This window comes from Rahnella sp. AN3-3W3 (assembly GCF_003263545.1).
Taxonomy (GTDB): Bacteria; Pseudomonadota; Gammaproteobacteria; order Enterobacterales; family Enterobacteriaceae; genus Rahnella; species Rahnella variigena.
On record NZ_JYDG01000007.1, the window covers coordinates 1 to 15,975 of the forward strand.

A 15,975-nucleotide genomic window follows, 5' to 3' on the forward strand; every position below is an offset into this window, starting at 1 on the left:
CGATTATTAGACCAGAACAATCTGGCGTTGCCTGCTAAACCCCCTCCCAGCCTCCCCCTTCGCAGGGGGAGGAGCAAAGTCAGTGTGCAGAATATGCCCGAACCTGCCCACCCAATCCGCTCAGCTGTTGTAACTGAGGCAATGACGCTTCAAGTTTCTGCTTCGATGCATCCGGCCCGACGTACAGACGCGTGATCTGCCCCTGAACCGGCGTTGCTGGCACGGTATAGGCGCGGAAACCGGACAACCGCAGATTGGCCACAATCTCATTGGCTTTCGCGGCGTTCTTCAGCGCACCCAACTGCACAACATATGACTGCCCTGCCGGTGCTTTCTCTTCCGCCGCAGGTTTAGGTTGCTCAACAGGTTTTGGCTGCTCGGCAACCGCTTTAGGCTGTTCAACCGGCTTCGGCTGTTCAACAGGTTTAGGTTTCACCGTCGGTTTTGCTTCCACCATCGGCTTAGGCTCAATCGTTTTCGGCTTCTGCTGAACGGGTTTGACCGGAGCCGTCTGCACCGGTTTTTTCTGCTCAGGCATCGTGGTGACCGGCGGCTGGGATTCCACCGTGGTATTGCCCGGTGCCACATTGCCATGATTGGCGGCGTTAGTGTTGTTGGCGGAACTGTCAGTATTCTGCCCGCCCGTCATGGACTGATCTGCCCCTTCCGGTGGCTGAGCAGGCAGCGATTGTGTGACCGGAGGCACCGAATCCTGTTCCTCAACATCACCCGGTTTTGGCACCAGGGGAATCGACGCAAATTCGTCTTCGTAATGCTTTTTCTTGCCGTCGAGTAAACCGGGCAGAATGATGACGCCCAGCGCCACCAGAATAATGGTCCCGACCAGACGATTTTGAAACTTACTTGCCACTGGTTTTCCCCGTGTCTATAGCATCCATTACGTGAGCTACGGTATGAAACGAGCCGCAGACAATCACAATATCCTGAGGAGCCGCCTCCTGCATAGCCTGTCTCCAGGCAGACTCCACATCATCAAATGGGCGTGCCTGCGGTAAATGTACCGTCAGTTCGGCAACGCTGGCACCACGCGGGCCTTCCAGCGGTGCGCAATACCATTCATCGACCTGAGGCGACAGACAAGCCAGCGTACCGGCAATATCTTTGTCTTTCAACATTCCGACGACGGTGCGCACTTTGCCGCCATTACGTGGCTGTTCAGCCAGGCGTCCGGCCAGATAAGCTGCGGCATGCGGGTTGTGGGCGACATCCAGTATGAGTCGCGGCGACTCACTCACCGTCTGGAAACGCCCCGGCAATGCGGCGCGCTGTAAGCCGCTGCGGAGCGCCGCTTCAGGAACATTTAGACCGGAATAATGCAGTGCGGCCAGCGCGGTGGCCGCATTCGCCAGCGGTACATTTGGCAACGGCAATGCGTCCAGAATATTCACTTCTTTACCGGCATCGAGCGCCGCCCAGCGCCAGTATCCTGCATCAGCAGAAAAATGCCAGTTCACATCGCGGCGATATAAATCAGACTGTTTTTCCTGTGCGACGTCAGCAATGGACTGAGGCATATCCGGCTCACCGACTACCGCAGGTTTACCCGCACGGAAAATTCCGGCCTTTTCGCGACCAATGCTTTCACGGTCAGAACCCAGCCAGTCAGTGTGATCGAGGGCAATACTGGTGACGACAGACACGCTGGCATCAACAATATTGGTTGCATCCAGACGCCCGCCCAGACCGACTTCCAGGATAACCACATCCAGCTTAGCCTGTTTAAACAGCTGCAATGCCGACAATGTGCCGTATTCGAAATAGGTCAGAGAAATATCGCCCCGCCCGGCTTCGAGTACTGCAAAAGATTCGCAGTGCGCAGATTCCGGCAACTCCTCGCCCTGAATACGCACACGCTCGGTATAACGCACCAGATGCGGGGAACTGTAAACACCCACACGGTATCCGGCAGCCATCAGGACTGATTCAAGTGTCGCGCAGGTCGTGCCTTTACCGTTGGTTCCGGCTACGGTGAAAACACGCGGCGCAGGAGTCAGTAAATCGAGTTTTTCGGCAACCGCTCTGACCCGGTCAAGGCCAAGCTCTATGGCCTGAGAATGGAGATGTTCGAGATAATAAAGCCACGTGGCCAAAGGCGACGTGGCTTGGGGAATAAGTTGATTTTGCATGAGTCCCGTTCAACCTTATCAGGTTCACTTCGACACTACATCACCAGACTGTGAAAGCAGGCAATGCCCTCTTTGTCAGAATTCACCGACAGAGTAAAAGCACGGGCTGCCTGTTTTGCAGAGAAACAGCGGGCGGCACAACATCAGATGGCCGCCCGACTTACTGACCGGCTTTTACCCTGTTCGATCAGGCGTCCTGGTTGTCAGCGGCAGAACCGTTGACAGGAACATGGACGTCAACCACGTTCGGCTCCGGTTGCCCGGTCAGCTTCGCCAGAACGCTACCCAGTTTGGCGCGCATATCCGGACGACGTACGATCATATCAATCGCACCTTTCTCGATCAGGAACTCACTGCGCTGGAAGCCCGGCGGCAGTTTTTCACGTACGGTTTGCTCGATAACACGTGGACCGGCGAAACCGATCAATGCTTTCGGCTCAGCGACGTTGATGTCACCCAACATCGCCAGACTGGCAGAAACACCGCCCATGGTCGGGTCAGTCAGTACAGAAATGTACGGCAGCCCGCGTTCCTGTAATTTCGCCAATGCGGCACTGGTTTTCGCCATCTGCATCAGCGACATCAGCGCTTCCTGCATACGTGCGCCGCCACTGGCAGAGAAACACACCAGAGGACAGTTATCTTCCAGCGCCTGTTCGACGGCACGTACAAAACGCGCACCCACAACAGAAGCCATTGAACCGCCCATGAAAGCAAATTCAAAAGATGCCACCACAATTGGCATACCGTACAGGGTGCCTTTCATGACGATCAGTGCATCTTTCTCGTTGGTTTCTTTCTGAGCAGCCACCAGACGATCTTTATATTTTTTGGAATCTTTAAACTTCAGAACATCTTTAGGCTCAAGCTCGCTGCCTAATTCAACCTCACTGCCCTCGTCCATGAAAGTGGACAGACGCATACGCGCGGTAAGGCGCATATGGTGGTCGCACTTAGGGCACACCATGAGGTTGCGCTCAAGCTCGGCGCGGTAAAGAACCTGCCCGCAGCTGTCGCATTTAGTCCAGACGCCCTCAGGAATGCTTGCCTTACGGGTTTGCGAGTCAGTGCTCTTACTAAGAATTCGTTCAATCCAGCTCATCGATAACCTTTCTGTTTGAACCCGGCCGAAGCCAGTCCGCTGTTCATGCTGTAACAAGTCCCCTGAAACCTACCCAAAATCGCCTGTGTGCGGGGTGATAAAAAATCTCACACACCGCGCCACAGAAGGGTTGTTCGCAGGAACAGACCATAAATTGTCGCTCATTAAACCATAACGGCCAGACACTGTGGATAAAAAACTGGTCTTACCCTCAGGTTTAATGCCTTAAATTTTAAAGCGCTCGCACAAAAAAACGTCGGAATTAATCCTGCTGACGCTTTTCTTTCGCCGCTGCGCGTTTGTGCCGCCAGATTTCAACCACACCTGGCAGGATTGACACTACGATGATAGCGACGATCAGTAATTTCAGATTTTCCTGAACAATCGGCAGATCGCCGAAAAGGTAGCCAGCATAGGTAAATAACAGCACCCAAACCAGCGCACCAATCACGTTATACGCAGCAAAATGACGGTAGGACATATGTCCCATACCGGCCACGAACGGCGCAAACGTGCGGACGATCGGCACGAAGCGCGCAAGAATAATCGTTTTGCCGCCATGTTTCTCGTAAAACTTGTGCGTCTTGTCCAAATAACTGCGACGGAAAATCTTTGAGTCCGGATTACTGAACAGACGTTCACCAAATACCCGACCGATAGTGTAATTCACCGCATCACCCACGATCGCCGCAATCGCCATCAGTGCGACCATCACGTGAACATTGAGATCATTGCTGGGTAATGCCGCCAGCGCACCCGCCACAAACAGCAGCGAATCCCCCGGCAGGAACGGCGTGACCACCAGACCCGTTTCGCAGAATAAAATCAGGAATAAAATGCCGTATACCCAGATGCCATACTGCGCAACCAGTTCCGCTAAATGCACATCAATATGCAAAATGAAATCAATGACAAAGTGAATAAAGCCCATTAGATCCTCCACCTCTTCCTGGTCAAAAACGCTGTATTGATAAACGTTAATGCGATAAACGTTAAAAGTGTCCCTTAATCTTCCAGGAACAGTGGCCCCATATTCACCTGAGGTAATGCAAATTTCTCAGGATAATCAACAGACACCAGATACAAACCTTCAGGCTTGCCCGTCGCCGCCGCGAGATTACGATCTTTCGCCGCCAGCAATTCAGACATCCAGCCCACCGGCTGATTGCCCGCACCAATCTCAACCAGACTGCCGACAATATTGCGCACCATATGATGCACAAAGGCATTCGCTTTGATGTCCACCACAACATAATTCCCGTGACGGCTGACGTTGACATGCATGACGTAACGCCACGGCGTACGCGACTGGCATTGAGATGCACGGAAAGACGTGAAATCGTTTTCGCCCAGTAACGCCTGCCCGGCCAGCTGCATTTTTTCCACGTCCAGCGGCATATGCACATGGGTCACCCCAGTGTGCAAAATCGCTGAACGGTAGCGGTTATTGTAAATAACGTAACGATACCGGCGGGCGGTAGCACTGAAACGGGCGTGGAAATCCTCGCTCACGTTTGCGCACCAGCGAACCGCAATGTCCTTTGGCAGATGGGTATTTACACCCATCGTCCAGGCGGCATCTTTACGCAGAACCGGCGTATCAAAATGCACCACCTGTCCGGTGGCACTGACACCGGCGTCAGTCCGCCCGGCGCAGAACACCACAATCGGCGTATTGGCCACGCGACTCAGCGCTTTCTCCAGACATTCCTGCACACTGGCCGAGCCCTGCTGACGCTGCCAGCCAAAATACGCACTGCCATTATATTCAACGCCTAACGCCACACGTCCGGCGACCGGAGCCGCACCGACGTCAGCGATAACTTCATCGGACATAATCAGTACCAGTACTCGTTAATCAGCTTCTCTGCGGTTTCCACCGCCATCAGCGCGCCGCCGAAACGAACGTTGTCAGCCACAGACCAGAATTGCAGCAACTCAGGAATGCCGTAATCATTACGAATACAACCAATGCTCAGATTGGCGTTGCCGGAGGCGTCGCTGACCTGAGTCGGGAAATCATCTTCATCGCTGAGATTAATGTCATCAATACGCTCAAGTTCAGCACGTGCTTCTTCCGCCGACAGCGGACGCAGACCTTCGAGATGCACCACCTGCGCGTGACCGTAGAATACCGGCGACTGCACACAGCTGACGGAAATCGGCAGCCCCTCGTCCTGCAACACTTTACGCACCTGATCAACCAGACGACGTTCCTGACGCACGCTGCCCTCTTCATCGCTCACCAGCGGTAAAAGGTTGAAAGCCAGCTGCTTGCTGAAAATACCTTCTTCTGCCGGAATACCGTTCAGCAGACGCGCGCTCTGACCGGCCAGATCGTCAACCGCGGCTTTACCCAGCGCTGAAACGGAAAGCAGAGAAGTAACGTGCAGACGGGACAAACCGGCCTGTTCGGTCAGCGGTTTAATGGCAGTCAGCAACTGGCTGGTCAGGCTGTCAGCCACGGCCACGATGTTGCGGTTGCGATAATGCGACAGCGCATCCGGATTCACACCCGGCACCACCAGAGGAATGTCGTGTTCAAGGGAGAACAGACCGCTGCTGTCGATCACCAGACAGCCCTGATTTGCCGCTTCTTCGGCGTAAAGCGCAGAGGCTTCAGAACCGGCAACAAAAAATGCCAGCTGAACCTGCGACCAGTCGAATTCAGACGCCTGCTGCACGCGCAGGCTTTTGCCGTTAAAACGCACGGTCTGACCGGCGCTGCGCTCACTTGCCAGCGGGAAGAGCTCACCAACCGGGAATTGACGATCAGCCAATAATTCCAGTAACGCATCACCGACTGCGCCCGTTGCGCCAAGCAGCGCAATATTCCAGCCATCAGACATGTTGGTATTCTCCAGAAATAAAAGTACAAAATACAAAGGGGCGATGAATATTCACCGCCCGGCTATTCAAAATATTTATCGCATCACTGCAGGCGAAAAAGCGTAAGGCTGTGTTAAGTCGTCGCTCAACTCAACCTAACTGGCTGTTGAAACCCAGTTTTTTCAGCACATCAGCGGTGGCTGCATCGTCGCAAATCACCCGTAAAGATGACCACTCACGACGTTCTTCATAAAACTTACGCAGCTTGTCGAATTCACCCGGTTTCCCGGCGACACGGCGCAAAGGCCGGTCATCGCGGCGCACATCATACACTAAGTGAATAAGACGCAGCAGTTTGGCTTCGCTCAGCGCGCCACTCAGCGTCACTTCGGCAAATTCCGGCGCCGGAAGTAAGGATTCCAGCGGCACGGTTTGTGGCTGACCGATAAACTGGCTGAATGCTTCAAACACCTGCGTGGTGCCGCGCGCTTTGCCTTCCAGGCTGTATCCGGCAATATGAGCGGTACCGATGGCGACTTTATCCAGCAGCGCCAGCGATAAATCTGGTTCCGGTTCCCAGACATCCAGCACGGCGGTCAGTTTTTTATTGCCGCTCAGCGCATCGAGCAGTGCCGCGTTATCCACCACTTCACCGCGACAGGCGTTGATCAGAATGCGATCAGCGGGCAGACGCGCCAGCAAATCCGCATCCACCAGATGATGCGTCGCATAAGGGCCGGACAAATTCAGCGGCGTATGGAAAGTCAGGATATCCGCTTCTGCCACCAGTTTTTCCAGCGGCCAGAACTCACCGGCATCGCCACGGTCAGCACGCGGCGGATCGCACAATAACGTGCGCACACCCAGCGCTTCGAGGCGGGCATTCAGGCGTGATCCCACGTTACCGACGCCGATAATTCCGACCGTTTTGTCGCGCAGCTGGAAACCGTCGCGCTGGGCAAGGATCAGCAAGGATGAGAAAACATATTCCACAACGGCAATGGCATTGCAGCCCGGTGCCGCAGAGAAACCAATCCCGGCGCTGGCCAGCCATGCATCATCAACGTGATCGGTGCCCGCGGTGGCGGTCCCCACAAATTTCACCGGTTTTCCCGCCAGCAAACTCTCGTTCACTTTCGTCACAGAACGCACCATCAGCGCATCGGCATCATTCAGGGCGTCTTGCGGGATTGGACGGCCAGGAACAGCCTGCACGTTCCCCAGTCGGCTAAAAAGCTCGACGGCATACGGCATATTTTCATCAACCAGGATTTTCACGTTTGTCTCCGGCAACATGGCCTAAAGAAAGAATAGAAAATAAAGAGGGCATTGATTTTGCCACGATACGGGGGCAGATCCCAACTTTCAGGGCACAGCTTTACCTGTCGTTACGAAAACGCTGCGGCGTCGTGCCGGAAATCTGCTGGAACATGGCGATAAACGCCGAAGACGAGCTGTAACCCAGATCGAGCGAGACGTCGTGCACCGTTTTACCCTGCTCGAGCAAAGAGATCGAATGCAGAAAACGCAACCGCTGACGCCACTGTGCAAAGCTCATCCCCAGTTCCTGCTGACAGCGCCGCGAGAGAGTGCGTTCGGTGGTATAGACCTGCTTTGCCCACTGCGCCAGCGACGTATTATCCGCCGGGTTTTTCTCCAGCGCATTCAGAACCGGTGCCAGCAGCTTATTTTCGGACGTCGGTAAATAGGTATTCTGTCGCGGTGCCAGACTGATTTGATCCAGCAAAACGCGGCACATGCGCAGGTCCGCTTCAGTTTGCGGCTCGGTCATATTTCGCGAGAAACAATCATCGGCAATGGCATTAAAAATGGCCGTCGGTGTCAGCAGACAAGGCTCAGCGGGCAAATCCGTATCGAGTTCCGGCGCAATATCGATGGCACAAAAACGCGTGGTCTTGCGGTTATAGCTTGAATGCTCAACCCCGGCAGGTACCCAGATGGCGAATTCACGCGGAGCCAGATAGCGCTGGCCGTTGACCAGCATGGCGAGAACGCCGGATTTCACGCAGATAATCTGACTCCACGGATGTGAATGACGCACATATTCGGAATTCCCTTCCACAATCTCGCCGCGAAAAAGCAGCGTGACCGGCATTTTCTCGGGCAGTGGCGGATAATAACGGGGAGGCGCTGTACGGGGAGAAAGCATAAAAACCTTTTGTCTGTGACACGCGCGAGGGTTGTCTGAATTGCGCGATGTGTTGGCTGATTATCGTTATATCTAAGAAATAAGACAACCGTACACTAGCGTGACGATTTACTCAGGGATAATAATCAATGAATGCGCTGTTTCCTCTTTTTGCTGTACTCATCTGGTCGCTGAATGCGGTGGTGAGTAAAGCCTCGGCTTCCGCGATCGATCCGGCGGCCATTTCGTTCTACCGCTGGATGCTGGCTTTAGTCACACTGACCCCTTTTGTGCTGCCCGGCCTGCTGCGTAATCTGCAGGCGGTAAAACAATATTGGTGGAAACTGCTGATCCTCGGTCTGCTGGGTATGGTGCTGTACCAGAGCCTGGCGTATTACGCTGCCCACAGCGTCAGCGCGCTGTTTATGGGGATCCTCAATTCGCTGATCCCTTTACTGACCGTGCTGATTGGTCTGGTGGTGCTGCGCATCGTCCCTACCGTCGGCGTGGCACTGGGCAGTATCATTTCACTCGGCGGCTTATTGTGGCTGGTGAGCGCGGGTGATCCGTCGCAGCTGTTGCAGCACGGCATCGGCAAGGGAGAACTGATGATGTTCGCCGCGTCTGCGTCTTATGCGTTGTACGGCGTATTAACCAAGCGCTGGGCGATACCGCTGCCGAACTGGCAATCGTTGTACGTGCAGATCATTTTCGGCGTGTTGCTGCTGTTGCCCAACTTCCTGCTCGCCAGTGATGTCAGCCTGAACGCACATAATATTCCGCTGGTGCTGTTCGCGGGGATCCCGGCGTCGATTATTGCGCCCTTCCTTTGGATCCAGGGCGTTATCCGCCTTGGTGCCAATAAAGCGTCTATTTTCATGAACCTGTCGCCAATTTTCACAGCGGTGATCGCCGTGCTGTTCCTGCACGAACAGCTGCACAGCTATCATCTGATCGGCGGCGGTATCACGCTTGCCGGTGTAATCCTCGCGCAGCGTTTACGTAAACCGCTGTACTCCCGCAAGCCGCCTGCGACACAAAAAGACCTCGGTTAAACTATTGCGCCATCCGGAAAAAGGATGGCGTTTCTTGCTGCTTTTTGCTTTCGCGCCCCGCAATACGTTTTCGCCCACCGTTTTAAGCAAAAATATCTTCAGGAATCTCCGCCAGTCAGCTTTTCACGGTGTCGGTGAAAACACTTTGCAGGTATGATGAGGCGCTTCCGCGCTCTGCGCCGTACTTGTTACTTTTAACCTGAGTTTATTGACTTTAAGTTTAAGTGACGTTTTTAATTTCCAGCGAAGGACGGTGATATGCAACCTTTGAGCGGCCCGGGTATGCCGGTTGGCGACAACAGAACACAACCACAGGGTCAAACCGTTCCTGCAAAAACAGGCGCTGAGCTGCCATTAACGCCGGTACAGCGCACGACGCTGGAAAAACTGATCGTCAAGCTCATGGCACTGATGCCGGTCAAATCCGCTGAAATCTGGGCCAGCCTGCGCCACGAGCTTTCGCTGCCGCATGGCGCAGAAATCACCTCACAGCAGTTCCCGCAGGCTGAAAGCCTGTTACAGGGAAAGCTGACTCAGGCACAGGACAGCCACGCCTCGCGCCAGCTGATGGTGCAACTGACCGAACTATTGCCGCAGGGCAATAACCGTCAGGCAGTCAGTGATTTTATCCGCCAGAATTTCGGGCACACCGTGCTGAGCCAGCTGACGCATCCACAGCTGCAACAGGTGCTGGACCTGATCCAGACCCGTCAGATGAATATCCCGCAACCGCAGCAGACGCCGGTCACAGACCGTCCTTTACTGCCTGCCGAGCACAACAGCCTGCAGCAGCTGGTAACCCGTCTAAGTGCAGCGACCGGCGAAGCACCGGTCAAAGTCTGGCAGACGCTGTTTACACTGGTGGGCGTTAAAGTCGGTGAACCTATCCCGGCAAAACATTTCCAGGTGCTGAGCCAGTTCTTGCAGGTGAAAGCTTCACTCAGCCAGCAGACCACGGCTCCGACGCTGACCACGCTGCTCAGCGTGCTCAAGCAACCGGCCAGTACGCATGAAATCCATCAGCTGACCGAATATGCCGATAACCGCTTCAGTGCGACGTTGTCTACACCGCTCAATCAGGCGCAGATCAGCGACCTGATCGGTGTGCTGTTCAGCCAGCGTGTTGACCGCTCACCGCGTGCGGACGAGACCGACGAGGTATTCACGACCGTTTCGCGCACCGATCCGCAGCCGATCATGAATCCGCTGATCGCTATGTTGCCGCCTTCCATGCAGGCGATTGGCGGCAAACCGCTGCTGTTTATTGCGTTCGTGGTCGTCGTGATCCTGCTGTGGATCGTGTTTTAAACGCAGCCGCAATCATCAGGGGCCTGTGCCTTTGAATAGTTTCCGCGTTCTTCACCTGTCGCCAGCGGGTGCTGATCGCGGATCCAAAAATCCAGCCCGCCAATCATTTCCTTCACCCTGAATCCCAGCGTCGCCAGTTTGTACGCGCCCTGTGTTGAACCGTTGCATCCGATCCCGTCGCAATACGTCACATACACCTGCTCTTTACTGAGTTCGCGGGTGCTTTCTGCCGTCATCAGTTTATGCGGAAAGCTGACCGCACCCGGTACATGACCGCGCGCATAATGTTCAGCAGAACGGGTATCAATAACCACAATCCCGCTGACTTCATTTTGCAAATCCGCAGCGACATCAGCGGCATCGGTATAAAAGCTCAGTTTCGACAACAGATACGCCGCGCTGATTTCCGGCGACGGGGGTGCAAAATCCAAAACATAAGACTCTTGTTGCATAAACGCTTCCTTATAAAGTGATAGGACTAAAAACAGTTCCATCATCGCTGTTTTTGGTCTTATGATTAATGCCAATTTATGATCAACAATAAGACCGATTATGCCCGCGTCCCCTCAGCCATCCGCACTGATTACGCTTTTCGAAAACACGGCAGCTAAAGCGTCAGGAACCTCCGTGGGTTTACGCGACAGGCTGTGTGCAGCGTTACGGCAGGCAATGATTACCGGTGCTCTCGCGAGCGGAGAAAGACTGCCCTCTTCCCGGATGCTGGCGGCCGACCTCAAACTGTCACGCGTCACCGTGGAAGCCGCTTATGCACAAGTTGAAGCCGAGGGATATTTACAACGTCAGACCGGCAGGGGCACTTTCGTCAGCGCATCGCTGCCGGAAACTCGCGTGTCGCGCAAAAACAAAACCGCCACTTCGGGGCTTTCAAGGCTGTCAGCACGGGGGCACAACATGGTAGCTACCGGCGGATGCCGTGATCCGCTGTCACCGGTTCCCTTCGCCGCTGGTTCCCCCGATCTGCGTGCTTTTCCGCTGAAGATCTGGAAGCAAATCACCGCCAGACAGTTACGGGCGCAGGGCGAACGGTTGCTGGGGTATGGGGATCCGCAGGGGTATCGGCCTCTGCGCGAGGCGGTCGCCAGCTATCTGCAGCAATCGCGGGGCGTTTTGTGCAGCCCGAAGCAAATCCTGATTACCACCAGTTCGCAGCAGGCGCTCCAGCTGCTGGCCATGTTGCTTGTCGATCCAGGTGATACTGTCTGGCTGGAACAACCCGGATACTTAGGCGCACGAAACGCCTTTGCCAGCGCAGGAGCCGACATTCGCGCTATTCCTGTTGATGGTCAGGGAATGGCGCCGGAACCAGATTTACCCGTACCGCGCCTGATCTATCTGACGCCGTCGCATCATTATCCGACGGGCGTAAGTCTGAGTTTGCCACGCCGTCTGCACCTGCTCAATTATGCAAAACGTCACGCCAGCTGGATTATAGAAGACGATTACGACAGCGAATTGCATTACGACGGGCGACCACTGCCTGCTATGCAGGGGCTGGATAAACATCAGCAGGTCATTTATCTCGGCACTTTCTCAAAAGTATTATTCCCGTCTTTGAGGCTGGCCTACGTCGTATTACCACCCGCCCTCGTTGGACCGATGGTGACACTGCGTACGGTGAATGACGGTCATTCTTCGCAGCTGATGCAGGCCGTTACTGCGGAATTTATGCACGCCGGACATTTCGCCTCGCACCTGCGTTTCACCCGCCAGCTTTACCACAGCCGCCGTGATCATCTGCTTGAACAAATCAGACAGAAAATTGAATGGCTCCGTCCGCAAATAGCGGCGGGCGGATTACAACTCGCTGCCCGTCTTCCTGCCGGACAGGAACAGTATTTCAGCGAACTTGCCGCGCGGGCTGGCATTGAAACACCGCGTCTTTCACCGTTATTTTTCGGCAATACCGGCCAGCACCAGGACGGCTGGCTGCTGGGGTTTTCAGCATTAACGCCTGCTGAAATCACCGCTGCCGTAAACCGCCTGGCCTCGCTGAAAGTTGCCGTTATTTAGCGAACAGCGCCAGCAAAAACCAACCCGCAACACCGCTGAATAGCAGGAACGGGAAGGAATAATAGTGAAATCTGAGCCAGATCTTTTTGTCATTCGCCATGCGCAGCGCGATGAGATTTGCCAGCGACCCGATCGCCAGCCCGAAACCACCCGCATTCACGGCGTAGGCCAGCAATGCGCCGGAAGGCAGATAGTTGATCATCAAAATCGTCGCCGGTACGTTGCTGATCACCTGAGAAAGTCCGATGCTGAGCAGATAATGCGCGTAATCCGGCAGGCCGTGGATCTGCGTAAATGCCGGCTGTAGAACCGGTAGGCCTACGATCAGGCGTACATCGATAAACATCACGATGAAAACCAAAATCAGCGGCCAGTCAATGCGCAGCAGAACCCCGCGTGCCAGCAGCAGGAAACATAAAACCACCGCCAGCAAGCCATACAGCGCCAGCCCCAGATCCACACAGGCGATAAACACTACGTACAACACCACGCAGCAAACCAGTAATCGTTTCTGGAACGGGTAGCCCTGATTGCTTTCCAGCTTTTTCAGGCGGTGTGAAGGAAAACAGAACCAGGTGACCGCCAGCAGCGCGACCAGCGTGATCAACGCCAGCGGTGCCATCTGCCCGATGAAATGCAAAAACGATAAACCGGACTTATTCCATAACAGAATGTTTTGCGGATTTCCTATCGGCGTGAGCAGCGAACCGGCATTCACCGCCAGCGCCTCAAATATGATCAACCGCGTCACCGGCAACGACGTCATTTTTTTCAGTGTGATCGTCAGCGGAATAACGATAAACAACGCCACATCGTTGGTCATAAACGTGGAAAGCACCGCCGCCGCCATCACCAGAAACAGCGCCAGCCTGCGTTCATTATCGATGGCATTGATCATCTTGCGGCCAACAAAATCAAAATAACCGCTGACCTCAACGCCTTTGGTCAGCATCAGTAATCCCAGCAAAGTGACGATGGTGTCCCAGTCAACAAACTGCGGGAACTGGAGGATTTTTGCAGGCTGAAACAGGGTCAGTGCGATACCCAGCACAATCAGAAGATGCAAAAATCTGTCCCGTAAAAAAGGTTTCAATACAGTGCCAAACGCCGCTATCAACATGGTTATTCTTCGCTGAACAAGATGCGCTGACGTTACCCGAAGAATCCAATCTCTGCCACTGCAAAAATGATTTCTCCGCGACATCGCGCAAAAAAAACGAGGCTCATACAGAGCCCCGTCATGATGTTGCGGCACGTCCCGCAAATTGTTTATGTCACGTCACCTCCGCGCAGGTTTAACCGACAGCAGACCGGACTTGCACTGCACGCCTGTTTCTCTGCCAGCGGAAAACATCTATCAGCAGAAAAATCACCAGACTCGCCCCCATCACCGGCAGGGAAATCGCCAGCCCGAGAGTGATGACAAAAATCGGGCATTGCAGACTGAACGGCACGGATCTCCAGGTTTGCAGCAGCGTAACAACCGGATTACCGCCGTCATTGCTGACAGTTCTGCGCAGCCACCACAGGCGATATCCCCAGGCAATCATCACGCAAAGCCCGATACCAAAAATCACCAGAATGGCCTGATTCCAGATACCGAAGAGAATCCCCATATGCGCATCCACACCCCAGCGGGTCAGTTTGGCGAGCAGAGGAAAATCAGCAAAACGGGTGTGATCGACAATCTGCATCGAACGGGGATCGACTGAAACCGCATCAACCTGCGTTGGCCAGCTGCGGTCGACTTCCGTCACCGTCCAGGCTTTACCGGCTGAATAAGCCGGGCGAATTTCGATTTTATGCGCCTCAATCCCCGAATCACGCGCCGCCTGAACAACGGCATCAAAAGCCGGAGAAGAAACTGTGACAGCCTGCGGCACAGCAGGCATTGCGTGTTCTGACATGTCCATTCCCGGCATATCAGGCATGTCTGCCATCTGCGCATGATGCTCCGCATGTTCATCGGCCGGTACAGCCTCTGCCAGCGGATCCAGACTGGTTTTCACGGCAGGCGTCATCCAGCCCATATAAGCGCGCAGTACGCCAATATTGTCTCCAGCCCATTGTGACCACGTCAGACCGGTAGCGGAGAAGAACAGAAAGCCCGCCAGTAATATCAGACCGAGCGAGCTGTGCCAGCGGCGGCTGTGCTGCTGTTTCTCGATTTTCTCACTCAGCTTGCGCGGCATACGGGATTTTCGGCGGCTGCTCAACCATAGGACGACTCCGCCAAGCGCGGCAACCCACAGCCATGAAGCGGCGAGCTCACTGTAAATGCGCCCTGCATCGCCCAGCAACAGGCCACGATGTAAATCATCCAGCCAGGTACGGAAAGGCAAAATACCGCTGGTGCCGTACACCGTCATGTCGCCTTTCACCGCCAGCGTGATGGGATCGATGAAAATCGCACGGCTTTTGGATGCCCCGAGTTGCGGATCAGAAAACATCACCCGCGTCGTTTCCCCCTCGGACGGTGCCGGTCTGACCGCATAAATCTTTTTATCCTGACCGGTTACGTTTAGCGCCGCATCAATCTGTCGCGAAAGGGGCTGTGGTTCGCCATGTGAGGACGTAAAGAGCGCATCAGAATAGAGATAATTTTCGAACTGAGGGGTCAGTACATATAACGTGCCGGTCAGTGCTGCGACAAAAATGAACGGGCCCACGAACAGGCCAATGTAAAAATGCACACGGCGCAGCAACGCCATAAAGGCCGCTTGCGCAGGCATTTTTTTACCTGCGCCGGAAGGCAGGTTTGCAGGTTGATTCATAAATCTGATTTCCTGAATTTCAAATAGCACGCCGTCAACAGCGATAAAAATCGCGGTTAACTTGAAAGAAATTATTCAGAGGCTGTTACAGAAAAGCAGGTGGTGCGCGGGGTTGGGAATCCGTGAAGAACAGTGAAGGGATCAGACGTTGTATGACAGCGCGCGGTGGGGCACGGCTGGAGAAATCCAGCGACCACAGCATCGGCATGGCCTGTAAATCGAGCATCGGTAAATGCACCAGCAGCACGCAATAACCGCACGCGGCATCGCTCATGTCACCGGAAAGCATCGCTTTCACCGCATCCTGCGGCGCTGATTTACAGGTTTGCTTCTGACAATGTTCCATAGATGAGACGTGATGGTCTGACAACGCCATGTCAGCCATCTCTGCGTCCGGCATATCCATGTCCATATCGGACATCATCATGCCGGGCATCATCATATGCTGCGCACCCTCAGCCACCAGTGATTTAGAAATCACCGGCGCAATAAACAACATCAGGATCGCCACAATTCCGAGCCAGGCCGGAACATGCAGATGTCGATGATGGAGGTGTCTGAGTGAAAGCATTATGTCAAC

At 54.4% G+C, this 15,975-nt stretch carries 15 protein-coding genes; 3 read left to right on the forward strand and 12 right to left on the reverse strand.

Annotated elements, in window-relative coordinates:
- Nucleotides 1–79 precede the first annotated feature (79 nt).
- From dedD to UC15_RS03280, 8 genes are all read right to left on the reverse strand, one after another.
- Nucleotides 80–871 (reverse strand): cell division protein DedD, encoded by a 792-nt coding sequence (gene dedD, locus UC15_RS03245; protein ID WP_112287105.1) that lies wholly within the window; start codon nucleotides 869–871, stop codon nucleotides 80–82.
- Entirely contained in the window at nucleotides 861–2,147 is a 1,287-nt protein-coding gene (gene folC, locus UC15_RS03250) for a bifunctional tetrahydrofolate synthase/dihydrofolate synthase (protein ID WP_112287106.1), read from the reverse strand. The genes dedD and folC overlap by 11 nt, the downstream gene beginning before the upstream one ends.
- A gap of 187 nt (nucleotides 2,148–2,334) precedes the next feature.
- Nucleotides 2,335–3,249, reverse strand: coding sequence for an acetyl-CoA carboxylase, carboxyltransferase subunit beta (gene accD, locus UC15_RS03255; protein WP_112287107.1), 915 nt, complete (start codon nucleotides 3,247–3,249; stop codon nucleotides 2,335–2,337).
- Between the two features lie 262 nt (nucleotides 3,250–3,511).
- Nucleotides 3,512–4,180: a DedA family protein gene (locus UC15_RS03260; protein WP_112287108.1), complete on the reverse strand. Its 669-nt coding sequence runs from the start codon at nucleotides 4,178–4,180 to the stop codon at nucleotides 3,512–3,514.
- Nucleotides 4,181–4,254: 74 nt separating this feature from the next.
- Nucleotides 4,255–5,085 (reverse strand): tRNA pseudouridine(38-40) synthase TruA, encoded by an 831-nt coding sequence (gene truA, locus UC15_RS03265; protein WP_112287109.1) that lies wholly within the window; start codon nucleotides 5,083–5,085, stop codon nucleotides 4,255–4,257.
- 2 nt (nucleotides 5,086–5,087) lie between these two features.
- Entirely contained in the window at nucleotides 5,088–6,098 is a 1,011-nt protein-coding gene (locus tag UC15_RS03270) for an aspartate-semialdehyde dehydrogenase (protein WP_112287110.1), read from the reverse strand.
- A gap of 130 nt (nucleotides 6,099–6,228) precedes the next feature.
- Nucleotides 6,229–7,356, reverse strand: a complete 1,128-nt coding sequence (pdxB, locus tag UC15_RS03275; protein ID WP_112287111.1) for a 4-phosphoerythronate dehydrogenase PdxB — start codon at nucleotides 7,354–7,356, stop codon at nucleotides 6,229–6,231.
- Nucleotides 7,357–7,456: 100 nt separating this feature from the next.
- On the reverse strand, nucleotides 7,457–8,248 hold the full coding sequence (locus UC15_RS03280) for a helix-turn-helix domain-containing protein (protein ID WP_112287112.1): 792 nt from the start codon (nucleotides 8,246–8,248) through the stop codon (nucleotides 7,457–7,459).
- A 128-nt stretch (nucleotides 8,249–8,376) separates the two neighbouring features.
- On the opposite strand from UC15_RS03280, the gene UC15_RS03285 reads away from it, so the two are divergent.
- Together UC15_RS03285 and flk are read left to right on the forward strand one after the other, a co-directional pair.
- On the forward strand, nucleotides 8,377–9,282 hold the full coding sequence (locus UC15_RS03285) for a DMT family transporter (RefSeq protein WP_112287113.1): 906 nt from the start codon (nucleotides 8,377–8,379) through the stop codon (nucleotides 9,280–9,282).
- 258 nt (nucleotides 9,283–9,540) lie between these two features.
- Nucleotides 9,541–10,590 (forward strand): flagella biosynthesis regulator Flk, encoded by a 1,050-nt coding sequence (gene flk, locus UC15_RS03290; RefSeq protein ID WP_112287114.1) that lies wholly within the window; start codon nucleotides 9,541–9,543, stop codon nucleotides 10,588–10,590.
- Here flk and UC15_RS03295 read toward each other — a convergent pair.
- Nucleotides 10,587–11,042, reverse strand: a complete 456-nt coding sequence (locus UC15_RS03295) for a rhodanese-like domain-containing protein (RefSeq protein ID WP_112287115.1) — start codon at nucleotides 11,040–11,042, stop codon at nucleotides 10,587–10,589. The genes flk and UC15_RS03295 overlap by 4 nt on opposite strands.
- Nucleotides 11,043–11,142: 100 nt before the next feature.
- Between UC15_RS03295 and UC15_RS03300 the strand changes: the two genes are divergently transcribed.
- A complete protein-coding gene (locus tag UC15_RS03300; RefSeq protein WP_112287116.1) occupies nucleotides 11,143–12,621 on the forward strand; it encodes a PLP-dependent aminotransferase family protein in 1,479 nt (492 codons plus the stop codon).
- Here the strand turns inward: UC15_RS03300 and UC15_RS03305 are convergent.
- The 3 genes from UC15_RS03305 to UC15_RS03315 all read right to left on the reverse strand — a co-directional run bounded on the left by UC15_RS03305 (nucleotide 12,614) and on the right by UC15_RS03315 (nucleotide 15,966).
- Entirely contained in the window at nucleotides 12,614–13,741 is a 1,128-nt protein-coding gene (locus tag UC15_RS03305) for an SLC13 family permease (RefSeq protein ID WP_112287117.1), read from the reverse strand. The two genes, UC15_RS03300 and UC15_RS03305, sit on opposite strands and share 8 nt — an antisense overlap.
- A 175-nt stretch (nucleotides 13,742–13,916) precedes the next feature.
- The gene (locus UC15_RS03310) at nucleotides 13,917–15,395 is read right to left on the reverse strand and encodes a PepSY domain-containing protein (protein WP_112287118.1); all 1,479 of its coding nucleotides are present in this window, start codon (nucleotides 15,393–15,395) and stop codon (nucleotides 13,917–13,919) included.
- Nucleotides 15,396–15,480: 85 nt separating this feature from the next.
- Nucleotides 15,481–15,966, reverse strand: coding sequence for a DUF2946 domain-containing protein (locus tag UC15_RS03315; RefSeq protein ID WP_112287119.1), 486 nt, complete (start codon nucleotides 15,964–15,966; stop codon nucleotides 15,481–15,483).
- Nucleotides 15,967–15,975: the final 9 nt, after the last annotated feature.